General features: G+C 64.8%; 21 protein-coding genes. 17 read left to right on the forward strand and 4 right to left on the reverse strand.

All coding sequences use genetic code 11. The features are described 5' to 3' along the window. The first annotated feature begins 65 nt into the window (after window positions 1-65). From ACOOE2_RS15705 to ACOOE2_RS15740, 8 genes are all read left to right on the forward strand, one after another. Window positions 66-1,565, forward strand: coding sequence for a hypothetical protein (locus ACOOE2_RS15705; RefSeq protein WP_420383931.1), 1,500 nt, complete (start codon window positions 66-68; stop codon window positions 1,563-1,565). After that, complete coding sequence (locus ACOOE2_RS15710; protein ID WP_420383932.1) at window positions 1,565-2,389, forward strand: ABC transporter permease; 825 nt, start codon at window positions 1,565-1,567, stop codon at window positions 2,387-2,389. Before ACOOE2_RS15705 ends, ACOOE2_RS15710 begins: the two co-directional genes overlap by 1 nt. Before the next feature lie 6 nt (window positions 2,390-2,395). Then, entirely contained in the window at window positions 2,396-3,103 is a 708-nt protein-coding gene (locus ACOOE2_RS15715; protein ID WP_420383933.1) for an ATP-binding cassette domain-containing protein, read from the forward strand. Then, window positions 3,100-4,176, forward strand: coding sequence for a hypothetical protein (locus ACOOE2_RS15720; RefSeq protein WP_420383934.1), 1,077 nt, complete (start codon window positions 3,100-3,102; stop codon window positions 4,174-4,176). The genes ACOOE2_RS15715 and ACOOE2_RS15720 overlap by 4 nt, the downstream gene beginning before the upstream one ends. Before the next feature lie 49 nt (window positions 4,177-4,225). Beyond that, the gene (locus ACOOE2_RS15725) at window positions 4,226-4,531 is read left to right on the forward strand and encodes a hypothetical protein (protein WP_420383935.1); all 306 of its coding nucleotides are present in this window, start codon (window positions 4,226-4,228) and stop codon (window positions 4,529-4,531) included. 64 nt (window positions 4,532-4,595) lie between these two features. Next, the gene (locus ACOOE2_RS15730) at window positions 4,596-5,810 is read left to right on the forward strand and encodes a polysaccharide biosynthesis/export family protein (RefSeq protein ID WP_420383936.1); all 1,215 of its coding nucleotides are present in this window, start codon (window positions 4,596-4,598) and stop codon (window positions 5,808-5,810) included. Between the two features lie 36 nt (window positions 5,811-5,846). Continuing rightward, on the forward strand, window positions 5,847-8,015 hold the full coding sequence (locus ACOOE2_RS15735) for a beta strand repeat-containing protein (protein ID WP_420383937.1): 2,169 nt from the start codon (window positions 5,847-5,849) through the stop codon (window positions 8,013-8,015). Between the two features lie 40 nt (window positions 8,016-8,055). Further along, a complete protein-coding gene (locus ACOOE2_RS15740; RefSeq protein ID WP_420383938.1) occupies window positions 8,056-8,541 on the forward strand; it encodes a hypothetical protein in 486 nt (161 codons plus the stop codon). Window positions 8,542-8,554: 13 nt separating this feature from the next. On the opposite strand, the gene ACOOE2_RS15745 is transcribed toward ACOOE2_RS15740, so the two are convergent. Continuing rightward, window positions 8,555-10,255 carry a glycosyl transferase family 1 gene (locus tag ACOOE2_RS15745; protein ID WP_420383939.1) on the reverse strand — a complete coding sequence of 567 codons (1,701 nt, stop codon included), beginning with the start codon at window positions 10,253-10,255 and terminating at the stop codon, window positions 8,555-8,557. A gap of 55 nt (window positions 10,256-10,310) precedes the next feature. Continuing rightward, on the reverse strand, window positions 10,311-11,531 hold the full coding sequence (locus tag ACOOE2_RS15750) for a glycosyltransferase family 1 protein (RefSeq protein WP_420383940.1): 1,221 nt from the start codon (window positions 11,529-11,531) through the stop codon (window positions 10,311-10,313). 249 nt (window positions 11,532-11,780) lie between these two features. On the opposite strand from ACOOE2_RS15750, the gene ACOOE2_RS15755 reads away from it, so the two are divergent. The 5 genes from ACOOE2_RS15755 to ACOOE2_RS15775 are packed head-to-tail and all read left to right on the forward strand — an operon-like array spanning window position 11,781 to window position 15,849. Then, window positions 11,781-12,230, forward strand: a complete 450-nt coding sequence (locus ACOOE2_RS15755; protein ID WP_420383941.1) for a hypothetical protein — start codon at window positions 11,781-11,783, stop codon at window positions 12,228-12,230. A gap of 46 nt (window positions 12,231-12,276) precedes the next feature. Continuing rightward, window positions 12,277-13,041 carry a PIG-L deacetylase family protein gene (locus ACOOE2_RS15760; RefSeq protein WP_420383942.1) on the forward strand — a complete coding sequence of 255 codons (765 nt, stop codon included), beginning with the start codon at window positions 12,277-12,279 and terminating at the stop codon, window positions 13,039-13,041. Continuing rightward, entirely contained in the window at window positions 13,017-14,060 is a 1,044-nt protein-coding gene (locus ACOOE2_RS15765; protein WP_420383943.1) for a glycosyltransferase, read from the forward strand. The genes ACOOE2_RS15760 and ACOOE2_RS15765 overlap by 25 nt, the downstream gene beginning before the upstream one ends. Beyond that, a complete protein-coding gene (locus tag ACOOE2_RS15770) occupies window positions 14,057-14,893 on the forward strand; it encodes a class I SAM-dependent methyltransferase (protein WP_420383944.1) in 837 nt (278 codons plus the stop codon). Before ACOOE2_RS15765 ends, ACOOE2_RS15770 begins: the two co-directional genes overlap by 4 nt. Further along, entirely contained in the window at window positions 14,890-15,849 is a 960-nt protein-coding gene (locus ACOOE2_RS15775) for a GNAT family N-acetyltransferase (protein ID WP_420383945.1), read from the forward strand. The genes ACOOE2_RS15770 and ACOOE2_RS15775 overlap by 4 nt, the downstream gene beginning before the upstream one ends. Before the next feature lie 58 nt (window positions 15,850-15,907). On the opposite strand, the gene ACOOE2_RS15780 is transcribed toward ACOOE2_RS15775, so the two are convergent. Both ACOOE2_RS15780 and ACOOE2_RS15785 read right to left on the reverse strand, forming a co-directional pair. Then, window positions 15,908-17,344, reverse strand: a complete 1,437-nt coding sequence (locus tag ACOOE2_RS15780; protein ID WP_420383946.1) for an MFS transporter — start codon at window positions 17,342-17,344, stop codon at window positions 15,908-15,910. Beyond that, complete coding sequence (locus ACOOE2_RS15785) at window positions 17,345-18,400, reverse strand: sugar phosphate isomerase/epimerase family protein (RefSeq protein ID WP_420383947.1); 1,056 nt, start codon at window positions 18,398-18,400, stop codon at window positions 17,345-17,347. It lies immediately after the preceding gene. 182 nt (window positions 18,401-18,582) lie between these two features. On the opposite strand from ACOOE2_RS15785, the gene ACOOE2_RS15790 reads away from it, so the two are divergent. The 4 genes from ACOOE2_RS15790 (at window position 18,583) to ACOOE2_RS15805 (ending at window position 22,885) form a co-directional block, all read left to right on the forward strand. After that, window positions 18,583-19,251, forward strand: coding sequence for a TetR/AcrR family transcriptional regulator (locus tag ACOOE2_RS15790; protein WP_420383948.1), 669 nt, complete (start codon window positions 18,583-18,585; stop codon window positions 19,249-19,251). Between the two features lie 88 nt (window positions 19,252-19,339). Next, on the forward strand, window positions 19,340-20,662 hold the full coding sequence (locus ACOOE2_RS15795; protein WP_420383949.1) for a family 1 glycosylhydrolase: 1,323 nt from the start codon (window positions 19,340-19,342) through the stop codon (window positions 20,660-20,662). A 64-nt stretch (window positions 20,663-20,726) separates the two neighbouring features. Further along, window positions 20,727-21,635, forward strand: coding sequence for a LysR family transcriptional regulator (locus ACOOE2_RS15800; protein WP_420383950.1), 909 nt, complete (start codon window positions 20,727-20,729; stop codon window positions 21,633-21,635). A gap of 134 nt (window positions 21,636-21,769) precedes the next feature. Next, window positions 21,770-22,885, forward strand: coding sequence for an FAD-dependent oxidoreductase (locus ACOOE2_RS15805; protein ID WP_420383951.1), 1,116 nt, complete (start codon window positions 21,770-21,772; stop codon window positions 22,883-22,885). Window positions 22,886-22,901: the final 16 nt, after the last annotated feature.

Here is a 22,901-nt window from a genome sequence, read left to right on the forward strand (position 1 = left end):
GGCGCCGGTTGTGGCGCGTGAACCATGTACCCCCGGCCCGACTTGCAATTGAGGGAAGTGCCGGAATGACCAACGATCACGGAACGGACGGCGCGCCCGTCCCCTCGCCAGGTGCTGGCGAAGGGGCTCCGTTGCGCGTTGCGACGACCGCATCGGCCCTGCCGCCCTTTCCGCAACAAGTCGTGCGCCAGGACGCTGCTGCGCCCGATGGGATCATGCCGCCGCCGCTGAAGCCCGACCACAGTTTTCGCGGTATCGCGGCCATGGCGAGTGACAAGCGGCCGCTGCTTCGCGAAGTCAGCACCCCACGCAGCTCCGATCCGGCTATGCCGGCGCTCGATCTGATCGCACCTGCACCGCGCGCGCCGGAGACCAGCCCGGCGCCCGAGGCCGATCCCGTCGTTGATGACCGGCCGCGCATCGTCGGGATGCCGTTTCCCAGCCGGAAGCCCAAGATTTCGAACGGCCGCCGGATCTGGTTCGGCCTGTCGTTCGTCGCGCCGGTGATTCTGGGCGCGCTGTACCTGTTCCTGATCGCGCCCGATCAGTATGTCACCGAATACCGCTTCAGCGTGCGTCTGCCGGTGCCCGAATCGACGACGCCGTCGGTGCAGACCAAATCGTTCCTGTTCGACGGCAACACCACGCCCGGGACCGATCTGCTCGATAACTATACCGTGGTCGACTACGTCAACAGCCGGCAGGCTGCGATCGACCTGAATGCGAAGCTCAATCTGCGCGGAATGTACAGCAAGCCGTTTGATCCGTTGTCGAATGTCGGCAAGTCCGCGTCGGCCGAACGCCTCGCCTGGTTCTGGCAGGGCATGGTCTATTCTGTCTATGACCCGGCGTCGGGTCTCGCGGTCGTGCGCGTGCGCGCCTACAGCCCGCAGGACAGCTATGCGATCGCCACCAATCTGGTGAGCCTGTCATCGGATCTGGTCAATACGATCGGCGCGCATTCGCAAACCGATTCGGTCCGCTTTGCGCAGCAGCAGGTCGACGATGCCATGGCAAAACTGGCTTCGATGAACGCGCAAGTCACCGAAATGCGGCGCACCAGCGGGTTCCTCAATGCCGACCAGGGCAGCCAGGGCCCGGTCAACTCGACGCAAGGGTTCGAAGCGCAGCTGATCCAGCGCGAAAGCCAGTTGCAGGGGCAGATCGCCTCGGTCACCGCGCAATTGCACAATCCCGATGCGCCGCAAGTACAGTTGCTGCGCGACCAGCTTGCCGCCAACGACGCGCAGCTGCGTGCGACCCGGCAGATCCTGAAAGGCCAGGGCAGCAGCGGACTGGCCGACAGGGTCACGCAGTTCGAATCGCTGCAGAACCGGCTTCACGATTATCAGGGCGTGCTGCACGCCGCCATCAACACGCTTGCCGCAACGCAGGCCGCGCAGCATTCGCAGCGTGTCTACATGACGACCTATGTCAAGCCGACTTTGCCCGAAGCACCGCTGGCACCCAACCGCTGGCTTGACCTGATGATCATCGTGATCGGCGCGGCGATGGTCTGGGCGATCGGCCGGCTTGTCGAAAACTCGATCATGGAACACGGCTGATGGCCGATGCGTTGAGCCCACGCAACGATCGCGAAAGCCCGTGGACGCGCGAATTGCGCACGCAGATGCGCGTGCTGGGCGCGTTGTTCCTGCGCGAATCCGAAACACGGCGCGGACGGCGGTTTTCGGTCGGGTATCTTGCCGCGGGTATCGAACCGCTGCTGGTGATCCTGACGATCGGTCTGGTGTTCTACACCATCAACCGCCAGGCGCCGTATGGGCACAGCCTGTTCCTGTTCATCGCAACCGGCGTGTTTCCGATCTATCTGTTCATCCATACCTCGATGCGGCTGCGCGGCGCACTGGCGCCCGGATCGCACCGCAAGCGCTATCCGATCGAAACCTCGCTCGATCATATCGTCGTGCACGCGGTGCTGCATGTCCTGAGCACCAGCGTGATCGGCGTCGCGTTTTTCGGATTCCTGTACTGGCTGGGCATTCAGGAGGCGGTGCCCTGGGATCCGCTGTCGACGATGCTGGCGCTGTCGATCTTTTTCCTGTTCGGCATCGGTGCCGGAATCATCAATTCGGTGATCGCGCGCCTGTTTCCGCCATGGGATGCGCTGTGGCCGGCGCTTGCGCGCGGGTCGCTGCACTTTTCGGCGCCGTACTTCGTCGCGGCCTATCTGCCGCCCAACATCCGCTGGTATTTCGCTGCCAATCCCGTGATTCACGCAGTGAACTGGTTCCGGCAGTCGTTCTATTTCTTTTATCCTGCCGAGCTGACCAATATCTATTATCCGCTGACATTTGCCATCGTGATGATCGTGGTCGGGCTGCTGCTCGAAGCGGGCATGCGCACATATCTTGAAGACAAGGAATAGTCTGCGATGATCCGGCTGCACGGTTTGACTTATCTCGGCCAGAACGGCGACACGATGTTCGACAGTGTCTCGGTCGAATTGCCGGCAGGCCGACGCCTGGCAATCCTGGGCGGCAAATACAGCGGCAAATCGACACTGGTACAGATGCTGTGCGGGGTGATGAAGCCGACGCATGGCTACGTCGAGCGCTATACCCGCATCTCGTTTCCAGGCGGATATCTGCGCGGGTTTCGTCCGGCGCACACCGGCCGGCACAACGTGATGTTCGCGGCCAAGATCTATGGCGCGGACCCCGATGAAGTGTTCGAATTCGTGCGCCATGTCTCGGGGCTTGGCGACAAGATCGAAATCCACATGCGCCTGATGACCCCGCAGGATCGCGCGCGGCTGAGCTATGTCCTGACGTACGCGCTGCCGTTCGACACGTATCTGTTCGACAATTCGATCGGCGCGATCGATCCCGAATTCCGCGCGCGGTGCGAGGCGATGTTCGAGGCGCGCACGCGCACCGCCGGCGCGATCGTGGCCACCGGCAATGTCCGCATCGCGCGCCAGCATTGCGATTGCGCCTACGTCATCCGCAATCGCGGGCTCGATTTCTATGAAGACGTCAACGAAGCCATCGCGGTATTTGATGCCGACCAGGCCGCCGCCGCGTCCGTCGCCAACGAAGAGGAAGCCGCGTTCCTGGCGCCCGAAGGTACCAGGGTGTGACCATCCGCCGGCCGATCCTGAACCGGAGCGCCTGTGTCGCCGGCCTCGTGCTGGTGGCATGGCCAGCGCTCGTGCGGGCCGATCCGGCGTGCTTTGGCGCGGCGGACAACCGGCGGCTGACATTTCAGGTGCTGCAGAATGCGCCGACGTCAAAATCGAGCCGCCAGCGACCTTATGCCTATTACCCGCAAACCGGCGTGGCCTCGATGCAGCTGCAATCGGTGGTCGCGCCGCTGCCCGGCACTGCGACCTATTATTTTCAATGGGCCAATCGCGCCAATACACCGCTCGCGAACGCCGATGGCGAGGCGATCGTGCGCAAGGCCAATCTGCAGCCTTCGTTCACCGGCAAGCGCAAGCAGCGCAGCGCCTTTACCTCGGTCGCGCGGGCCGACGCATGCACGCTGGCGCAAACCGCCGGGGTGCTCGGCTGGCCCGATCGCGCCGCCGGCTATGCCCGGGCGGCGGGGATCCGGCTGGTCGGTGAAAGCGCGCAGCCCGATGCCGGATCGGTCGGCCCGCTGGACACATGCATTGCGCCCGCAGGCAGCCTGGCGCCGGTCAAATCGGGCGGCGGGGGATCGGGCGTGTTGCTCGATTACGAAGTGCAGGACGGCCGGACACCAGCGCAGACGACTGCGTTTCTGCGCCAATGGGCGCAACTGGTGCACGATGGCCATCGCCCCGCGATCCTGCTGACCAACCCGATCGACGCGCCGACGCAAGTCTATACCGGCGTGACCGCGGACAATGCCCATACGCTGGTCGAGACGTTCGACCTGACCACGATCCTGTTATGGAGCCGCAATCCCGAACACGATCTGGCTGCCAGCTATGAAAAGCAGAAAGCCGCGATCGCCGCCGGGGGCAAATTCGACGGGTCGCGCGTGCTGATCGATTTCGAACTGGCCGGAACGACGCTGGAAGACGCGCGGTTCGTCCGGCGCGCTATTGTCACCGATCATCTGGCCGGCGTGTTCTTCTGGCGCAACGGCGCGCGCCAGGGCGGTGTGTGCACCAGCGATGTCAACGCCCGGATCGCCGCGATCGCGTTCGGCGATGGTGCGCCATGAGCGCTGCAACCGGGCATGACGTGGGCGGTGCAAGTGAAGCAGGTGCTTCGTGTTGAAAGGTCTGAGCGATATGGTCAAGCGAAAGCGCAGCACTGCAAATCCAAAGCCCGGCGCCGATGCCGTGGCGGCGCTCATGCCCGTTGCGGCCGTGGCGGTTGACGCGCCCGCGCCCGCGGTCGCGGCAGACCCTGTGGAAAGCATCACCCGCAAGGCAACTGCCAAGCCGAAACGCGTGACCAATCGCACGGTCCGCCGCCTGTCGAAACCAAAGGTGCAGCAGGAACTGCTGCTGATGATGTCGCGAACGGGCGACTGCAGCACCGCCGCAACCCACCACACCGCCCAGGGCGAATGATGACGCCATCCGCCATCCGGGATTCAAGCATGTCCGCCCGCGCGGCGTGACGAAAGCAAAAGCCATGTCGAGAACCACAGTGACCGCACCCCGCCATGCCCTTTTCCAACGTCCCCGCCTGCTTGCCGCAGCCGCGATGGCGCTGTTGACTGCCGGCTGCGGCACCTTGCCGGTGGCCGGGCCGATGGCGCCAAGCCTGACACGTGAAGCGCGCGAAGACGCCCCACCGTTCCTGCTCGTGCCGGTCAACCGCATGACGCTGACTGCGCTGGCGCATGTTCCGGCGGACAACTTCACGCCGCTGGCCGCGCCCTCCCCGCCTGCGGTCGACACCATTCATGTCGGCGATACGGTGTCGGTCACCTTGTGGGAATTCGGCAGCGGCCTGCTCGGCCCGGTTCCCTATACGCCCAACATCCAGCAGGCCGCACCAGGCCTGGTCGGCGCACAATCGGCCACTGTCCCGAACCAGACAGTCGATCAGGCCGGCGATATCATCGTGCCGTTCGCGGGCGACATCCATGTCGTGGGTCGCACCACGCGCATGGTGCAGGCCGCGATTATCGCGGCGCTGCGCGGCAAGGCCAACCAGACGCAGGCGCTGGTGCAGATCGTTCACAGCAGCGACAACGCGGTGACTGTCACCGGCGATGTCAATCATCCCGGTCGGATCTCGCTGATGCGCAACGGCACCCGCCTGCTCGACGCGATCGCCGAAGCGGGCGGAACCGTTGGCAAGGCGCGCGACATGCTGGTGCAATTGATGCGCGGCGGTGTTGTACGCAATATCCGCCTGTCCGACGTGATGGGCGACCCGGACCAGAACATCTTTCTGCGCGCCAACGACATGGTCTCGCTCGATCACGAGCCGCAGACACTGGTCATCCTGGGCGCGGCCAACCACAACACCGAAGTGCTGTTCGGCAAATCGCGCGTAACCCTGGCCGAGGCGATCGGCAATGGCGGGGGCCTCGCCGACAACCAGGCCGATCCTTACGGCGTGTATGTGCTGCGCTACGAAAAGCAGGCGCTTGCGCGCACGCTGTCGACCGCGCCGCTGCCCGATTACCTGCTGGCCGGCGATACGGTTCCGGTGATCTACCAGCTGAATTTCAAGACCGGCGACGGACTGTTGCTGGCCGACAGCTTTGCGATGCGCGACCGTGATCTGGTGTTCATCGCGACGTCGCCTGCGGTCCAGGTCGGCAAGGTCGCGCGGCTGCTGAATGTCGCGGCCTCGATCTTCAAGAACAGCGCAAACGTCAATATCGGCAACTGACCCGCCGGCATCTGCTTTTCTAAAGGATATGCCCTGATGCCTGCCAACGAGACCTATGTCCTGACCACCGGGATCGACACGATCGCCGGCGATAGCGGCATCAACATGATCCAAGCGGCAAGCGACACGCTGTCGAGCGGCGACCAGATCGATGGCGGCAGCAGCGGCGCCAATATCCTCGCGCTGGGCGGGGCCGGAACATTCGACCTGACCCAGCCGGCCACACTGACCGACATCGCCTTTGTCGATGCGACCGAGATGGCGGGGACGTCGTGGCAAAGCGTGACGTTGCGATCGGGCTTGAACGTGACGGTGAATGTGGCCAGCGTCGCGGGCGGCCTGATCTATCTGTACGGCGCCAACGATGCCGACGTGTTCGACCTGGGCGCCGGCGCCGATGTCATCACGCTGGGCAGCGCGTCCGAAACGGTCAATGGCGGCGGCGGCCCCGCGCTGGTCAATATGGCCGCCGCGACCGCCGGCGCGTTGATCTCCGGCCACGGCGGCACCACGACGCTGGGGCTGTCGGGCGGCGGCACGATCGAGCTCAATCCGGCCGACACCGGGCTGTCACTGATCAAGCTGGCTGCGTCGAACACCGCCTACACGCTGACCCCGACCGGCCAGAACGGCCTGATCATCACTGATAATTCCACGACCGACGATATTGTCACGCTGTCGTCGTCGACAGACGAGCTGATCTGCAAGGCGGCCAGCGTGACCGCGCTGGTGAACGCCGCCAATGCCGGCGCTACCGTGCACGGCGGCACCGGCGCCGACATCCTGGAGATTACGACTGGCGGCACGGCGGTGTTGGGCGTGGCGACCGACCGGGTCCACGTGCTGCTCGATGCGGCCACGAACCTGACGTTGAACACCCTGATCACCGGCGTATCGGGCAGCAGCGGCAATGACACGGTTGCGCTGGGCACGATCAACCTGAAGGCCACGACATCGCTCAACGGCGCGCAAGGGACCAATACGCTGATCCTGCAGAGCGCCGGCACATTCCGGCTGGCCCTGCCCTCGACGCTGACGAATTTCCAGGTGATCGACGCCTTCGAAGGTGCAGGCCAGACGGTGGACTTGCGCCGCGGCATGACCTCGACGATCAACGTCACGGCGTCCACCACCACCGGCAGCAATGCTGCGATCACGCTGAACGGTGTGGCCGACAGCGCGGTATTCAATCTTGGCGGCGGCACGGACACAGTAAACCTGGGCAGCAGGACCGAGACTGTCAACGGCGGCAGCGGCACGGCGCTAATCAATGCCAAGGCGGCGGTGGCCGGCGCGTTGATCCACGGCGGCAGCGGGGTAACCACGCTGACACTGCACGGCGGCGGCACGGCAACCATGAATGCGGGCGACAACGGCATTTCGACGGTGGTGCTGGCCCCCACTACCACGGCCTATGTCTTTACCGCCAATGCCCAGGCGGGGCTGACGATCGTCGACCAGGGTTTCGGGTCCGACACGGTCACCGCAGGCGGCGCGAATCAAACGCTGACCGGCGGCGCGCGCGGCAGGCTGACGATGGTCGGCGCCGATGCGGGCTATGACACCTTCACCGACACCGCCGCGGTGATCAACGGCGACACGATCGCCAACTTCGCGCAGATCGGCAACATGATCGACGCAACCGACCTGACCTTTGCCAAAGTCACCGGCACCTTCGCCGAAAACGCTACCGGCACTGCTGCGCAGCTGACCCTGAACGATGGCACGCGCGCGCTTGGCCTCACACTCGACGGCGCTTTCCTGGCGGCGGGCGCTTCGGGCAATCTGCCCGGCAGCGGGATCGTGCTTGCCTCCGACGGGCTGAACGGAACCGACATCGAATACGCCGGAACGCAGCCAGTCACACTTGACGGCAGCGCAGGCCATCGCGTGCTGATCGCCAATGCGGCGGGCGACACGCTGACTGGGGGTGCGGGCGACACGCTGGATGGCGGTGCGGGTGCCGATACATTCGCGTTCGGTGCAGGGTTCGGCCATGAAACGGTGAACAATTTTGCCGCAACCGGTTCCGCGCACGATGTGGTGCAGTTCGCCACGGCGCAATTCGCCGACTGGGCGCATCTGCTGGGCGCGACCACGCAGCAGGGCAGCGATGTGCTGATCACGCTCGACCCGGACAACTCGGTCACGCTCAAAAACGTCGCGCTGGCCAGTTTTACGCAAAGCGACGCGCGGTTCGTGTGATGTCGCGACACATCGATCAGAAACAGAAAGGCAAGGTGCGGTGATGAACACAACGATGATCGTGCTTGCCGTTGCGGCGGCTGGCCTGACGGCCGCAGCGCAACCGGTACAAGGCGAAACGATTAACCTGATCTGCAAATACCAGCCCGTTGGCGGGTATAGCGACATGGAAGTGATCTGGGCCGATACGGCGACGATGACGGTGCACACCGTGTTGTCGTTGCAGAACCGGCCGGCCATGCACGGCCTCAACGGCGGCGGCAATATCGACGATGCGCTGTTGCGCGCGGGCATGATCGGCCAGATCAAGACCTGGCCCGCGACGATTACGCCGGCCACGATCACCTGGACCAGCCAGGACGATACGCCCCGCCCGGTTCAGATCGACCGCAAGACCGGCATCCTGACCTGGACAACCCCGCAAGACCCCACTCCGCCCAATCAGGGCACGGCGCATTGCGATATCGCAAACCGCCGGATTCCCGACACGCAGGTCGCTCCGTTTGGCAAACATCAGCGCAACTGACCCGCGCCAAAATTCAGGTGGTTCGGGGGCGAAAGGCGCGAATAACCTCTGCAAGCGCGGGATATGCGACTCGTTCGCCGGCTTTTTTTGAGCAGGCGAGCAGGCCATTGGGACAGTACCGGTCGTCATCCCAGCCGGGATGGTCGAGGATCGGATACAGGCATATGCCTTCGATCGGCACGCCAAGCGCCTGTGCGCGTTGCACTTCGCGCAGGATCATTCGAAGCCACGCGGGCCGGGCACTACCCTCGATGCCGGTTTCGGCGATAAAGATCGGGCGGCCGTAGCGCGCATAAACGTCGGCGAGGATGGCATGGAGCGGCCGGCTGAGCGGATGATCAAAGGCGAGCGGCGCGCCGCCGTGAATCCACTGGTTGTTGTGGTAGAAATTGACGCCGACGATATCGAGCAATTCCGGACGGCCGCCGATCTGCGGCCACGCCTTGCCGCCGATCATGTCCCAGGCCTGGTATTGCGCCAGGCGATGGCCCTCGGCGCCGGGTGCGTCCTGCGGGCGGGACGGGTCGGTGACGACATTGATGACCGGGTCGGCGTGCACGAACCGCGCTGCAGGATCGACCGCGAGGATCGCCTCCATCGCGGCAATCGCTGCCCGGGCAAGCTGCACCTTGAGTTCGTAGCCGCGGTCGCGTGCGAACGGGTTGAGATAGGCGACGTCGCCGCCGCCCCAGGAAAAAAACGAGATTTCGTTGATCGGCGCATAGAACCGGCGCTCGCCAGGCCTGGCCGGGCCGATGTGCCGTGCGGCGGCAGCGGCAAACGCGGCGAACCGGGTGACGAAGGCAGGGGTCCAGATGTCGATATCGTCGGGCCAGCCGTAATGGAGCAGGTCCCAGATGACTTCGGTGCCGATCGCGTCGGCCGCTTCGCGCTGGCGGTCGAGACTGGACCAGTCGTATTGGCCCGGTTCGGCCTCGATCAAGTGCCAGCGCAGGCCGTCGCGGACGGTAAGAATGCCCAGCGCGGCAAGTTCGGCATAATCATGCGCGGCGAATGTGTCATGATGACTGGCCGCAATGACGTCGAGGCGTTTGCGGTCGTGCGCGCGGCGATGGGTAGAGGATTCGAACCCGCCTTGCAGAAAGCTCTTGAACAGGCCGGTCGGGCACGCGTGGGCCGGGCGATCGGTGAGGACTTTTGCAAACACCGCGTCCCAGCGAGAGGCTACGGCAGCCATCCCGGACTCGGGCGGTGTTTCGACGATCGCGGGGATCATGATCGCATCATGGTCGCGGCCCGGCATCCGCGCGGCGGCTGCATCGCGGATCGCGGCGGTGGCGCCGACATAGCGCGCGGTGAAATGCTTCGGGCTGGCGATCGCTTCGGATACGAGGAAACCACGATCGATCAGCGGCGGGCGAAGGTGCATAAGTTCCAGCGCCGGATAGACGTCCGCAACGTTCTGGTACGACACGATCACGTCGTACGCGGGCATTTTGCTTGCCAGGTATGCGACAGTTTCGTCGAAGCCGAGCGTGTGAGGCGTGCGATCGACCGGCACTCCGGCCGCCTGCAGCCGCGCATGCATCGTGTCGGGCGTGCCCTGCTTGTGAAAGCACACCACGGCTTCGAGCCGGTAGCGCGCCGGGTCGAGCGCCTGCGCGAGCAGTCGCACTTCTCTTTCCTCGCAACCCACGCCGAGCCAGGCGAAGACAAACAGCACGCGGACCGGCGGGGCATCGGCAGCAAGCATGGTCGTCAACCGCCGCCGGGCGCGGCGCGACTGTGCGTCACAAGCCGGATTGGCGTCATTCGGCAGCCATCACCGGGGCTTCCAATGCGACGGCCTTGGCGACCATCCGGCTGTAGGTTTGCTTGCCACGAAGGACGCGGTTGATCTCGTTTGCCATGTCCGCTTGCGTCCGGTCCCACGATTGCGTGGCCAGAAGGCGGTCGGTTTCATCGAGCCAGGCGCCGCCTCGAGGCAAGGCCAGGGCAGCATCGCAAGCGGCGACAAAAGCGCGCGCGTCCGCGGCAATCGCGACGGCTTTCGTCTGGCCGTAATCATGGATCACGTCCACGATCGGCGTCGAGACCACGGGCAAGCCGCCGGCAAGATATTCGGGCGTCTTGGTCGGGCTGATGAACCGCGTCGCGGCATTGATGGCAAACGGCATCAGCGCGACGTCCCACCCGGAAAGGTAGGCCGGCAGCTCTTGGTAGCTGCGTCCACCGAGCCAGTGGAGGTTAGGGCGACGCGGCAGGCTGGCGGGGTCGATCTTGACGACCGGGCCGATCATCACGAAAGACCAGTCCGGCCGCCGGGCAGCGACGGCATCGATCAACCCAAGGTCGATGCGTTCGTCGATGACACCGAAAAAGCCCAGCTTCGGGCCAGGGATGCGGCGCTGATCGTCAGGTTCGATATTGCCGCTGCGGCTTTTTGCAAAGTGCGCGACGTCGACGGCCGAGGGAAAGACATGCACGTCGCGGTGGCGACCGCGCTTTGCCTCGTGCAGACTGAGGCCGCCGGTGAAGACCAGGTCCGCACGCGCGAGCAATCGTGATTCGCAGGCAAGCAACGCAGGGTCGGCGAAACGGAATGCGGACAGTTCATCCATGCAGTCATAGACGACAGCGGCGGCATCGAGATGCTCGGCAAATGGCAGCATCATCGGTGTGTAGAACCAGAGCACGGGCTTTGCCCGAATGCTCGTCGCTATCAGACTGTCGAGCAGCTGCCGCAACCCCGCCTCGACCTGGGCAGCGGTCCACCAATGCGGCAGTCGCGGGCGCAGCGCGATCACGTTATCGGCGGCAAAAGGATGGTGCTCGAGAAAGGGCAGCGGATGGTCGCACGCGATGTGCTCTTCCCACACGAACACGAGCTGGTCCTGCGCGAAACGCTTCATCAGATGCTGCGGCCGCTGCGTCACGAAATCCCAGCGGAGATGCGAGAAACAGATCAACGGTGGCGGGCCGGGCTCGTCAATCGCGGAATGTTTGAAAATTGATCCAGTATCGTGCACACTCTTCCAATCCGCGTGGTCGCGCTCATCCGGGTGTACCTAAAATCCATGGATCTGCGGCCGGTTCCTTATGCCAGGACAATAACTTCGTACCGTTATTGACAACGGATTGCCCGCACCTGCAAACGCTCCAACGACCAAAGCCGATGCGTCTTGTCGACCATGCGACGGCGGCGAAAGCCTTGAATATTTCGGCACCTGCCGCGCATGGGACTGGTCCGTCTCCAACCAATCTGGCATGGACAGACCGTGCCTGTTCGCATTCCATCCGTCGCATTCGACCTTGCTCCTGTCGGTACGAAAATCGTTCGTGCCGAGCGGATGTCGCGCGCTTTCCTCAAGTGCCATCTCGACGATGGCCGCGCCTTGCATCGTTTCGTACAGCCCGAGCCCGATGCCCATCCGCACGATCATCCCTGGTCTTTCGAGACGACCATTCTTTCGGGGGGGTATGTCGAGGAACTGTTCACGATCCTCCCGAACGGCAAGTGGCAAAGCGCCTATGTCGAGCGCCTGCCGAATTCGCGCCACCGGATCAAGGCGACGCATATCCATCGCATTGTCAGCTTGCCGCAAGGCGAAAGCTGGACAATTGTTGAAGCCGGGCCACACGAACGTACCACGTTCTTCTGGCGGTTTGGCGAAACGATCCGGCGTCGTGCCTGGAACGTCAGACATTGGAGCAATTACCGACCGTGATGCCCGTTGCTTGCCCGCTCGCCTGTCTTGCCTGGAGCAATTGGCGGTGAACGCTCGCTCGAGCGACGCATGGGCGACGTGTTTCGCGGCCGGCGGCCCCATCGGCGAGCGCGTTGCGGTGGTGGTGGCGCATCCCGATGACGAGACGCTTTGGGCAGGCGCACTGCTTGGGCGGCTGGATGACGGGGTTTTGATCCACCTGACCGACGGCGCACCGGCGGACAATGCCGACGCGCGCCAGCGCGGCTTTCCCACACGCGATAGCTATGCCGCCGCGCGTGCAGCGGAACTGGACCTTGCACTGGCAGCGCTCGGCTATCGCGGGGCACGCAAGGCTTATGGAATACGCGATCAGGAGGCGGTTTTCGCAACTGATGCGCTGATCGAGCGGCTGACGACGGACCTGGCCGGGGTGGCGGCAGTGGTTACCCATCCTTACGAGGGGGGCCACCCCGATCACGACGCCGCCGCGCTCGCGGTACGGCGGGCGGCCGATCGCGTGGGCGCAGCGGTGGTGGAGTTCGCCTGTTATCACAAGCGCGATGGCAACCGCGTGTTCGGAGCGTTCTGGCCTGGTTCGGCGGAAAAGACCCGGGCGTTGTCGCCCGATGAGTCTGCACGCATCGACGCGGCGTTGCGCGCGCACGCCAGTCAGGCGCATGTGTTTGGCGACTGGCGGCCTGCTCACGAGCACTGGCGCGCAGCGCCCACGTATGACTTTGCCGCACCGCCGCCGCCGGACGAGGCGCTGTACGACGATTTCGGCTGGACGATGACGACCAGCCGGTGGCGGGATATCGCGGCGTGGTAACGGTCTTGTCGGTGGGCTATGCCTTTGCGCCGGTCACGGCCGATCCGCCCGGCGGGTCCGAGCAGATCCTGGCGGCTCTCGATCGCGCGCTGACCGCTGCCGGCCACCGTTCGATCGTCATCGCGCAGGAGGGGTCGGTCGTCACGGGTGAACTGCACACCACGCCAGCGCCGCACGGGCGGATCGAAGAGCCGATGTGGGCCACCAGCCACGCGATCATGCGCGAGCAGATTACAATGGTGATCGAGCGCCACCGGCCCGACGTCGTGCATTTGCACGGGCTCGATTTCGGGCATTATCTGCCACCTGCGGGCCCGCCGGTGCTGGTGACACTGCATCTGCCGCTTGACTGGTATGACGCCCGGTGGCTGCGCCCCGAGCGGCCGCAAACCTTTCTGCAACCGGTTTCTGCAAGCCAGGCGGCGCTGGCCGATGCCGACGTCGCGCTGATCGCGCCAGTGGCCAACGGCATCGATACCGAGAGGTTCAGGCCCGGCCCCAAGAGCGACCGCGCGCTGGTTCTGGGCCGGATCACGGTGGAAAAGGGTTTCCATTCGGCGCTGGATGCCGCCCATGCCGCGGCAATGCCGCTGGATGTCGCGGGCGTGATTTTCCCTTATGCCGAGCACGAACATTATTTCGCCAGCGAGGTGGCGCCAAGGCTCGACGCCGAACGGCGTTATGTGGGGCCCGTCGCGGGCGAGGCGAAAGCCGCGCTGCTGCGTGCGGCGCGCTGTGTGCTCATTGCGTCGACCGCAGCGGAGACATCGTCTCTGGTCGCGATGGAAGCGCTTGCCTCGGGCACGCCTGTCATCGCCTATCGTGCGGGTGCCTTGCCCGACATTGTCGAGGACGGCGTGACCGGCTGGCTGGTCGACGACGTTGCCGGCATGGCGGACGCCCTTCGCCGCGTCGATACGATTGACCCGGCGGCATGCCGGGCCGCGGCACTCGCGCGTTTCTCACAGACACGCATGATCGAGGATTATATGCAACTTTACCGTCAGCTCGCCGCATGATCGACCCCGCCATCATGGCCGCATGCGCCGCCGGCGAGATCTCTCCGGAAATCGCGCTTTCGCGCCTCCTGCTGCTTGGGACAGCACCCGATCCCGCCGAGCTTGCACGGTTGGCGACGCCGGGTCCGCTTGCCAGGCTCGCGGTGCTGGCCGATACATATCGCGATCAGCTCGAACCGCTGAGCGCCTTTGCGCGCGCCGGGCTCGATCCGGGTGATGACGCGATGGCAGGTACCGCGGCGCTGTTCGATCGGTTTGCGGCGCAGGCACCGGAAGCTGGTGTCGCATTTTATTCGCTGGGCGATCCGGCTGTGCTGGCGCGTGCGACGGCAGAGCTGGTGTCGGTCATCCGCGCCTGGGCGCCGCCGGCAGGGCGGCGCGTCGTCGATCTGGGCTGCGGCATCGGACGCGTGTCGCTGGCGCTCGCCGACGAAGCGGCAGCGGTGACGGGCATCGACGTGTCGGCCGGCATGGTTGCTGCGGCGCAGGCGCGATCGGGCGGGGCGTGTGCAACCTTTGTCCAGGGGGACGGTCTGCGGCTGCCGATGATCGGAGATGGTGCCGGCGACCTTGTGCTCGCGATCGATTGCTGGCCGTTCGTGGTGCGGGCCGGCGCTGATGCGACCGATACTCTGGTGGCAGAGATCGCGCGCGTGCTTGCCCCGGGCGGAGATTTCCTCATCTTCAATTGGTCCTATCGCGGCGATCCCGCGCTCGACGAACGAGACGCGCGCGCGCTGGCGCAAGCGCACGGCTTCGATGTGGTGCGCGTGGGCGAACGTCCGTTCGAGCTGTGGGACGGCGTCGGCTTTCACTTGCGGCGGCGCGCGTGACACTTTCCGAATGGTGGGCGTTGTGGCACGCCGATCCGCGCGCGACCCCGTTTCAGTCGCCTGCCTGGCTCGATGCCTGGTGGGAGGCGCTGGGCAGCGGAGAGCGACGCGACGTGCTGGTGCGTGACGACGACCGGCTGGTCGCAGCGCTGCCGATGCGGGTGTGGCAGGATGGTGCGACGCGCCGGCTGGTGCCGGTCGGCGCGGGCGAAAGCGACTATTGCGATGCGCTGGTCGACCCTGCGGCCGGCAACGCGGCCGAGCGGCTGATGACAGCGCTGCTGACCGCCGCGCAAGGGTGCGACGAAGTGCTGCTGCCTGATCTGCGCGAGGGGTCCCCCCTGCTGGGGCCGGTGCCCGACGACTGGATTTCGGACTGTGCACCGTGCGAAACCTGCCCGGTGTTGACGCTGCCCGAGACGGGGCCGCTGTTGCCGGCGCTGACCAAGTCGCAGCGGCGCAAGGTTGTGCACGACAGGCATCGCGCCGCCAATGCAGGTGGCGCAATCGAGGCGATCGTGGCGCCAGACGATATCGACGCGGCGCTCGACGCCCTGTTTTCCCTCCACGAAATGCGCTGGGCTGCGGTCGGGCAGGCCGGCGTGCTTGCCGATCCACGCATCCAGTCATTCCATCGCGCCGCGGCACCGGCCCTGGCAGCGGCCGGGCTGTTGCGGCTTGTGACCGTGACCTTCGATGGGCGGTGTGTTGCGGTGCTGCTTGGCTTTGCGGATGCTTCGCGCGGCTATTCGTACATCAACGGCGTTGCAAACACCGTGCCGGGTCAGAGCTTTGGCTCGATGGCGTTTGCAACACTGATCGAGCGCGCGGTAGCCGACGGCGCCCGCGAATTTCATTTCCTGCGCGGCGAAGAAGACTACAAATACCAATGGGGCGCCAAACCGACCCACACGGTTCGGCGCACACTGCGCCGACGCGAGAGCGGGATGACATAAGATTGACCCACTGTGATTGCAGATTTGACGCAACGCGTTCCAGACGCGTCATCCCGCGCTAAGGTGTGTCGAAAATACGTTGCGGCAGGCGCAACGACAGCGTGACGCACATTGTCAGCAAGGTGGCGATCACCACCGCTGCCGCCAGCGCCGGCAGATGGTGCACGCCGCCCCACCAGAAATAGACCCCGCCGACCACCGCGATGCCGAAGGCCGCGCCGAGTTGCTGCGCGGTCTTCAGCAGGGCGCTGGCCGCGCCCGCATGCTGTCGATCGACGCGCGAAACCGACACCGGCCCGATACATCCGCTGGTCATGCCCATCCCCGTGCCGCACAGCACCAGGAACACCGCAATCACCGGCCAGGGCCAGTGCAGCGCGGTCACTCCGGCCAGCACCAGGCACACCGCGGGCAACATCATGCCTGCCCCGATCACCAGCACGCGCCGCCCCAGGCGTGGCAGCAGATTGCGACCGACAAAGCCGATGCCGAACATTGCACCCAGCCCGTAAGGCATATGCATGATCCCGGTAAACAGCGGGGTCGCACCGCGCTCTGCCTGCATCGCGAAGGCGAACACCAGCAGAAACCCCGCACTCGATGCCGCGAATACGATTGAAATCGCCAAACCCGTGCGAAATGCCGGGATCGAGAACAGCACCGGATCGAACAACGCCGGCCGCTGCGCGCGCACCCGCGCCGTGACGTGCCGCCAACCGGCCCATACCAGCGGGATCACGCAGACCAGACAGCCCGCGGTGATCACCGGGCTGGCGCTGTCGCCCGCCCCGATCAATGGCCAGAACAGCGCGGCCAGCGCCAGCCCGAACAGCACCATGCCGACCAGATCATAACCCGCCGGCCGGTCCGAGCGTGTGCGCGGCAGAAACATGAGCCCCGCGATGATCGCCAGCGCGCCGATCGGCAGATTGATCAGGAAGATCGACCGCCAGCCCAGGCCATAGGGATTGGCCGCGAGCAACAATCCGCCAAGGATCGGGCCGGAAATTGCGGCCAGTCCGCCAATGAGGCCGAACAGCGCCATGCGCGACACGCGCTCGAGCGGCTCGAAAATGACCTGGACCAGCGCCATCGCCTGCGGCGCCATGATCGCGCCGGTTGCCCCCTGCATCATCCGCGCCGCGACCAGCTGGCCGGCGGTGGCCGACAATCCGCATGCCAGCGACGACAGGGTGAACCCGGCAATGCCCAGCACGAACATACGGCGATAGCCATAGCTGTCCCCCAGTCGCCCGCCTGCAAGCAGCAGCACTGCAAAAGCCAGCGAATACCCTGCGATGATCCATTGCGAAGCATGCGCATCGGTGCCGAGACTGGCCTTGATCGCGGGCAAGGCGGTGTTGACGATCGTCATGTCGACGATTTCCAGCACGAGCGCGATAATCACAGTCAGCAGCGCCAGCATCTTGTGACGCGGGCTGAGATGGCGCGGGTCGAACGAAGCGTGGCTTTCGCGCGGCGCGATCGATGCCATTCAGCGCAGCCCCATCAGCGCGCGGTTCAGCGCCGCGTCGGCACCGCCGGCGGCAAAATCGTCGAACGCATGCTCGGTCACGCGGATAATGTGCCGGTCGATGAACGGTGCGCCTTCGGCTGCGCCCTGTTCGGGATGCTTGAGCGCGCATTCCCATTCGAGCACGGCCCAGCCAGCGAAGTCGTATTGCGCCATCTTGCTGAAAATCTGTGGGAAATCGACCTGGCCATCACCGAGCGAGCGGAACCGCCCAGGGCGATCGACCCAGTTCTGATACCCGCCATAGACACCGCTGCGACCGCTCGGCCGGAATTCGGCGTCCTTTACATGGAAGCATTTGATGCGGTCGTGGTAGATGTCGATGAACTGCAGGTAATCGAGACATTGCAGCACGAAATGGCTGGGATCGTAGAGAATGTTGGCGCGCGGATGGTTGCCGACCCGATCAAGGAACATCTCGAACGTCACGCCGTCGTGCAGATCCTCGCCGGGATGGATCTCGTAGCCGATATCGACGCCGTTTTCGTCGAACACGTCAAGGATCGGGCGCCAGCGCCGCGCCAGTTCGTCGAACGCCTGTTCGACCAGCCCTGCCGGACGCTGCGGCCACGGATACATGTAAGGCCAGGCCAGCGCGCCGGAAAATGATGCATGGGTGGTCAGGCCCAGCCGGCGCGAGGCGACTGCCGCCAGCTTGAGCTGGTCGACCGCCCACGCCTGGCGCGCATCGGGATTGCCGCGCATCTGCGGAATCGTGAAACCGTCGAATTGCGCATCATAGGCGGGGTGCACTGCAACCAGTTGCCCCTGCAGATGCGTGCTCAGTTCGGTGATCGCCAGGCCCTTTTCGGCGAGCATGCCGATGATTTCGTCGCAATACGTCTGGCTTTGCGCGGCAAGGGCAAGATCGAACAGTCGCGCGTCCCAGCTGGGAATCTGCAGCCCCTTGTAGCCCAGCCCTGCCATATAACCGGCAATCGCGGGCAGCGAATTGAACGGCGCGTTGTCGCCGGCGAACTGGGCAAGGAAAATGCCTGGCCCCTTGATGGTCCGCATGTCTCTCTCCATCGTATAATTTGTAATTTCATTCTAATTTGTTTAGGGCTCGCCCGTCAAGCACGATCGGTGAGTGGTGCGGGCGCGGTCGCGACATTGGCGCATGGTTGCATTGCCGCTATGGCGTTATGAGGTCGTGAGCGTGCACGGACCTGTCCTGTTGCTGGCGAGGTGTTGCATTGGTGTCGAAATTCGCTGGCGAACCCGCAGCTGCCTTGCCGATCGACATGGCTGGCCGCACGCCGCTGCAGGGGCGCAGCAAGGCGTCGCTGGAACGCATGCTGTCTGCCGCACGCGACCTGATGATCGAGCGCGGAAGCGAGGATTTTACCTTGCAGGAAATCAGCCAGCGCGGACAGGCATCGATCGGTTCGATCTATCTGCGGTTTGAAAGCAAGGACAACCTGGTCCGCGCGGTCCTGGCACATGCGCTGCAGACGCTTTCCGACAGTGAAACCGCCATGATCGCCCGGCTGCGCCGCCAATGCCTGTCGCTGGCCGATTTCGTCCCCCGCTTTGTCGAAGACTACGCCGAAGTGTTGCGGATAAACGCCCCGCTGCTGCGCCTGGCGATGGCGCGTGCGGGCAACGATCCGCTGGTGGCCGTTCTGGGCAAACAGGCTGCCGACACCGCCGTGGAACAGACGAACGCGGCGCTGCTGCAATTTTCGGGCGAGTTTGCGGGCGACGATCATGAATTGCGCGCGAGTTCGGCCTATCACATCATTTTTGCGACGCTTGCCCGCCAGTTGAGCCTGGGCACGATCAGCGGGTCCGCCAAGGTTTATGACTGGGATCTGATCAAGCGCGAGCTTGGCCGCATGTGCCTGGCATACCTGCGCGATCGGTGACGGCTCGCCGGGCTTGTCCGATGGCTTGACAGTTTGCGCTTCGGCTTCGATTATTCGAATGCGATTCCAATAAGCGAAAGGCCACTCCTTGCTCAATCGTCGCCAATTCGTGACCAGCGCCGCGCTTGCGGGATTGGCAACGCGGGCACCGCTTGCCCGTGCCGCAACCGGTGCCAGCGCGTTTCCCCGGGGGTTCCTGTGGGGGGCATCGACGGCGGCGTACCAGGTCGAAGGCAACAATGTCGGCAGCGACATATGGGCCGCCGAACACGCCGCAAACACGCCTTATGCCGAACCGTCGGGCGATGCCGCCAACAGCTTTGCGCTGTGGCCGACCGATCTCGACCTCGTGCGCGGGCTGGGGCTCAACACGTATCGGTTCAGCCTGGAATGGGCGCGCATCGAGCCCGAGCCCGGGCAATTCTCGATCGCCATGCTCGACCACTACAAGGCGATGATCGCCGGGTGCCGTGCGCGCGGAATTACCCCGGTCGTGACGTTCAACCATTTCAGCACGCCCATGTGGTTCGCTTTGAAGGGCGGCTGGGCACATCCCGACAGTCCCGAATTGCTTGCCCGCTTCTGCGACCGTGCGGCACGCCACCTGGCGGATGGCATCGGTTTTGCAACGACGCTCAACGAGCCCAATCTTGCCGGAATGCTGGTCGATGTCCTGCCGCCCGAGCTCGGGGCGCGCCTGGTCGAACAGGACAAGGCGATGAGCGCGACGATCGCGCGCGCGCACAACAGCCCGCAGTTCCTTGCCGGCAATTCGATCTGGGTGCCCGATCCCGCCGTGGGCCAGGCCCATATGCTGCGCGCGCATGCGCTGGCCCGCGCCGCGATCAAGGCCGTGCGCGGCGACCTGCCGGTCGGGGTCAGCCTGGCGATCGTCGATGACCAGGCGACGGGATCGCCGGCGTTGCGCGATGCCGCACGCGAAAAGCTGTATGCGCCGTGGCTGCGCGCGGCGCGCGGCGATGATTTCGTCGGCGTACAGAACTATACGCGTCAACTCTGGGGGCCACAGGGCAGGCTGCCCGTGCCGCCGGGCGCGCCGCGCAACGATGGCGGCGAGGAAATCTATGCGCCATCGCTGGCCGGCGCGGTGCGCTATGCCCACGACGTCGCGCGCGTGCCGATCCTGGTCACCGAGCATGGCCTGCGCAGCGACGACGATGCGCCCCGGCAAAAATTCATCCCCGCCGCGCTCGCCGCGTTGCACGAGGTGATCGCGCAGGGCGTGCCGGTGCTGGGGTATTGCCATTGGTCGCTGATCGACAATTATGAATGGGGTTTTGGCTATGCCCCCAAATTCGGGTTGCACAGCCTCGATCGCCGCAGCTTCGTCCGCACGGCCAAGCCGAGCGCGGCGATCTACGGCGCGATTGCCCGTGCCAACGCCGTCTAGCACTTGCGTGTACCCGCTTTCAATCTATGGTCATAACCCAGTTACATAAACCGGATTTCTGATCATGCGTTTCAAGGAACTCGATCTCAATCTGCTGGTCGTGTTCGATAGCCTGATGGAAACACGCAGCGTGACGCGCACGGGCGAGCGGCTGAGCCTGACCCAGCCGGCCGCCAGCGCCGCGTTGCGCCGGCTGCGCACCTATTTCGGCGATCCGATGCTGGTCCAGGTGGGCAAGCGCATGCACCCCACGCCCTTTGCCGAGGCATTGTATCCGCAGATCCAGCGTGCGCTGGGCCAGGTGCAGCAGGCGATCGCGACACCGGCCGGGTTCGATGCGGCCACGAGCTCGCGCCGGTTTCGCATCAATGCGTCGGATTACGTGATGGTCGCGGTTCTGGTCGAGCTGGCCGCGCGGCTGCGCCAGCATGCGCCGGCGATCCAGCTCGAGGTGCAGTTGCCGTCGGAGACCAATGCCGAGGATCTGGAAAATGGCCGGATCGATCTGTTAATTGCGCCCGAACAATTGCTTGCGCCATGGCACCCGTCGGATTTCCTGTACGAGGAAGAACAGGTCGTGGTCGGGTGGAACGGCAATCCGGTGATCACCGGCGGATTGACCGAAGACCAGTTCTTTGCCGCCGGGCATGTCGGCGTGGCGCTGGGCGCACGCCGTGCCACGACCTTTGCCGATACGCAGCTGACGCGCATGGGTCGCCAGCGCCGGATCGAGATCGAAGTGGGATCGTTTGCGAGTGTGCCGTGGTTCCTGCAGGGCACCGACCGGCTGGCCGTGCTGCACAAGCGGCTGGTGCGGGTGATGATGCCGCAGTTCGACCTGACGTTCGTCCCGATGCCGTTTCCGTTTCCGCGCCTGCGCGAAATGGTGCAATTTCATGAATCGCGGCGCGATGATGCGGGACTGGCGTGGCTGCGCGACCAGTTGCGGCAGTCGGCGCTCGCCACGGCATGATTTTAGTTGATGAAAAAGCATAACGATAATGATTTTTACATATCCTTCGATTCCGCCCACAGACCTTTTGAACGAGACGTTTGGGAGAATGCCATGATTTGCCCGATTCCGGTGTTCAGCCGGGCCCCACGGTCATGAACCATCAGCAGATTTTGATCATCGGCGGCGGCATCGGCGGCCTGACCAGCGCGATCGCGCTGCGCCGCGATGGCCACGCGGTTACCGTAATCGAGCGCGATCCGACCTGGTCGGTCTATGGCGTGGGCATCATCCAGCAATCGAACGTGCTGCGCGCGGCGCAGACACTCGGTATTCTCGATGGCTATCTCGCGGCCGGCGTCGGCTTCGACGCGGTCGAGATCTTCATCCCCAGCGGCCAGAAAGTTGCGCGGGTCCCGGGTCATCCGGTGGCCCCCGGCCTGCCCACAAATCTTGGCATCGGCCGCCCCGCGCTGCACAAATTGCTGGGCGACACCACGATTGCCGCGGGCGCCGATGTGCGCCTGGGCGTGACGGCCGAAGCGATCGATGACACCGGCGATGCCGTCAAGGTTGCATTTTCGGATGGCACCACAGGCACCTACGATCTGGTGATCGCCGCCGACGGCGTCTATTCGGCCACGCGGGCGATGATCCTGCCCGAGGCGGAAAAGCCGGAATACACCGGGCAAGCGGTCTGGCGCTACAACTTTGCGCGACCGGCCGATCTCGATGCGTTGCAAGTCTACAACGGCCGCACCGGGGTCGGCCTCGTACCGATCAGCGACAGCCTGATGTACATGTATGCGACCACGCCCGAGCCGGACAATCCGCGCTATCCGACCGAGGGGCTCGCCGCACTCATGCGGGCAAAGCTCGCCGGCACGGCACCCGCGATCCAAGCGCTGGCCGAACAGATCACCGATGACGAGGGCGTCGTCTATCGTCCGCTCGAAGGCATGCTGGTGCGCGGACCCTGGCACAAGGGCCGCGTCGTGCTGCTGGGCGATGCCGTTCACGCCACCACGCCGCACCTGGGCCAGGGTGCGGGTATGGCGATCGAGGACAGCGTCGTGCTGGCCGAGGAAATCGCCCGCGCCGATAATCCCGAAGCGGCGTTCACCGCGTTCCGCGCGCGCCGGTTCGAGCGGTGCCGCTACATCGTCGAAAAGAGCCTGGAAATTTGCCACGGCCAGATCGGCAAGGGCCCGCCGATCGATAACGCCCTGGCCACCGCTGAAATGTTCGCGGTCGTGTCGCAGCCCATCTGATACAAAAGGACAGTCC

It is taken from the genome of Novosphingobium sp., assembly GCF_965214355.1.
In the GTDB taxonomy this organism is placed as follows: Bacteria; Pseudomonadota; Alphaproteobacteria; order Sphingomonadales; family Sphingomonadaceae; genus Novosphingobium.

Excerpts from the sequence above, each read along its gene's own strand:
- ACOOE2_RS15705 (WP_420383931.1), top strand. The coding sequence starts at position 66 with ATGACCAACGATCACGGAACGGACGGCGCGCCCGTCCCCTCGCCAGGT.
- ACOOE2_RS15715 (WP_420383933.1), top strand. The coding sequence starts at position 2,396 with ATGATCCGGCTGCACGGTTTGACTTATCTCGGCCAGAACGGCGACACG.
- ACOOE2_RS15800 (WP_420383950.1), top strand. The coding sequence starts at position 20,727 with ATGCGTTTCAAGGAACTCGATCTCAATCTGCTGGTCGTGTTCGATAGC.
- ACOOE2_RS15735 (WP_420383937.1), top strand. The coding sequence starts at position 5,847 with ATGCCTGCCAACGAGACCTATGTCCTGACCACCGGGATCGACACGATC.
- ACOOE2_RS15710 (WP_420383932.1), top strand. The coding sequence starts at position 1,565 with ATGGCCGATGCGTTGAGCCCACGCAACGATCGCGAAAGCCCGTGGACG.
- ACOOE2_RS15745 (WP_420383939.1), bottom strand. The coding sequence starts at position 10,255 with ATGCTTGCTGCCGATGCCCCGCCGGTCCGCGTGCTGTTTGTCTTCGCC.
- ACOOE2_RS15805 (WP_420383951.1), top strand. The coding sequence starts at position 21,770 with ATGAACCATCAGCAGATTTTGATCATCGGCGGCGGCATCGGCGGCCTG.
- ACOOE2_RS15730 (WP_420383936.1), top strand. The coding sequence starts at position 4,596 with ATGTCGAGAACCACAGTGACCGCACCCCGCCATGCCCTTTTCCAACGT.
- ACOOE2_RS15770 (WP_420383944.1), top strand. The coding sequence starts at position 14,057 with ATGATCGACCCCGCCATCATGGCCGCATGCGCCGCCGGCGAGATCTCT.
- ACOOE2_RS15785 (WP_420383947.1), bottom strand. The coding sequence starts at position 18,400 with ATGCGGACCATCAAGGGGCCAGGCATTTTCCTTGCCCAGTTCGCCGGC.
- ACOOE2_RS15780 (WP_420383946.1), bottom strand. The coding sequence starts at position 17,344 with ATGGCATCGATCGCGCCGCGCGAAAGCCACGCTTCGTTCGACCCGCGC.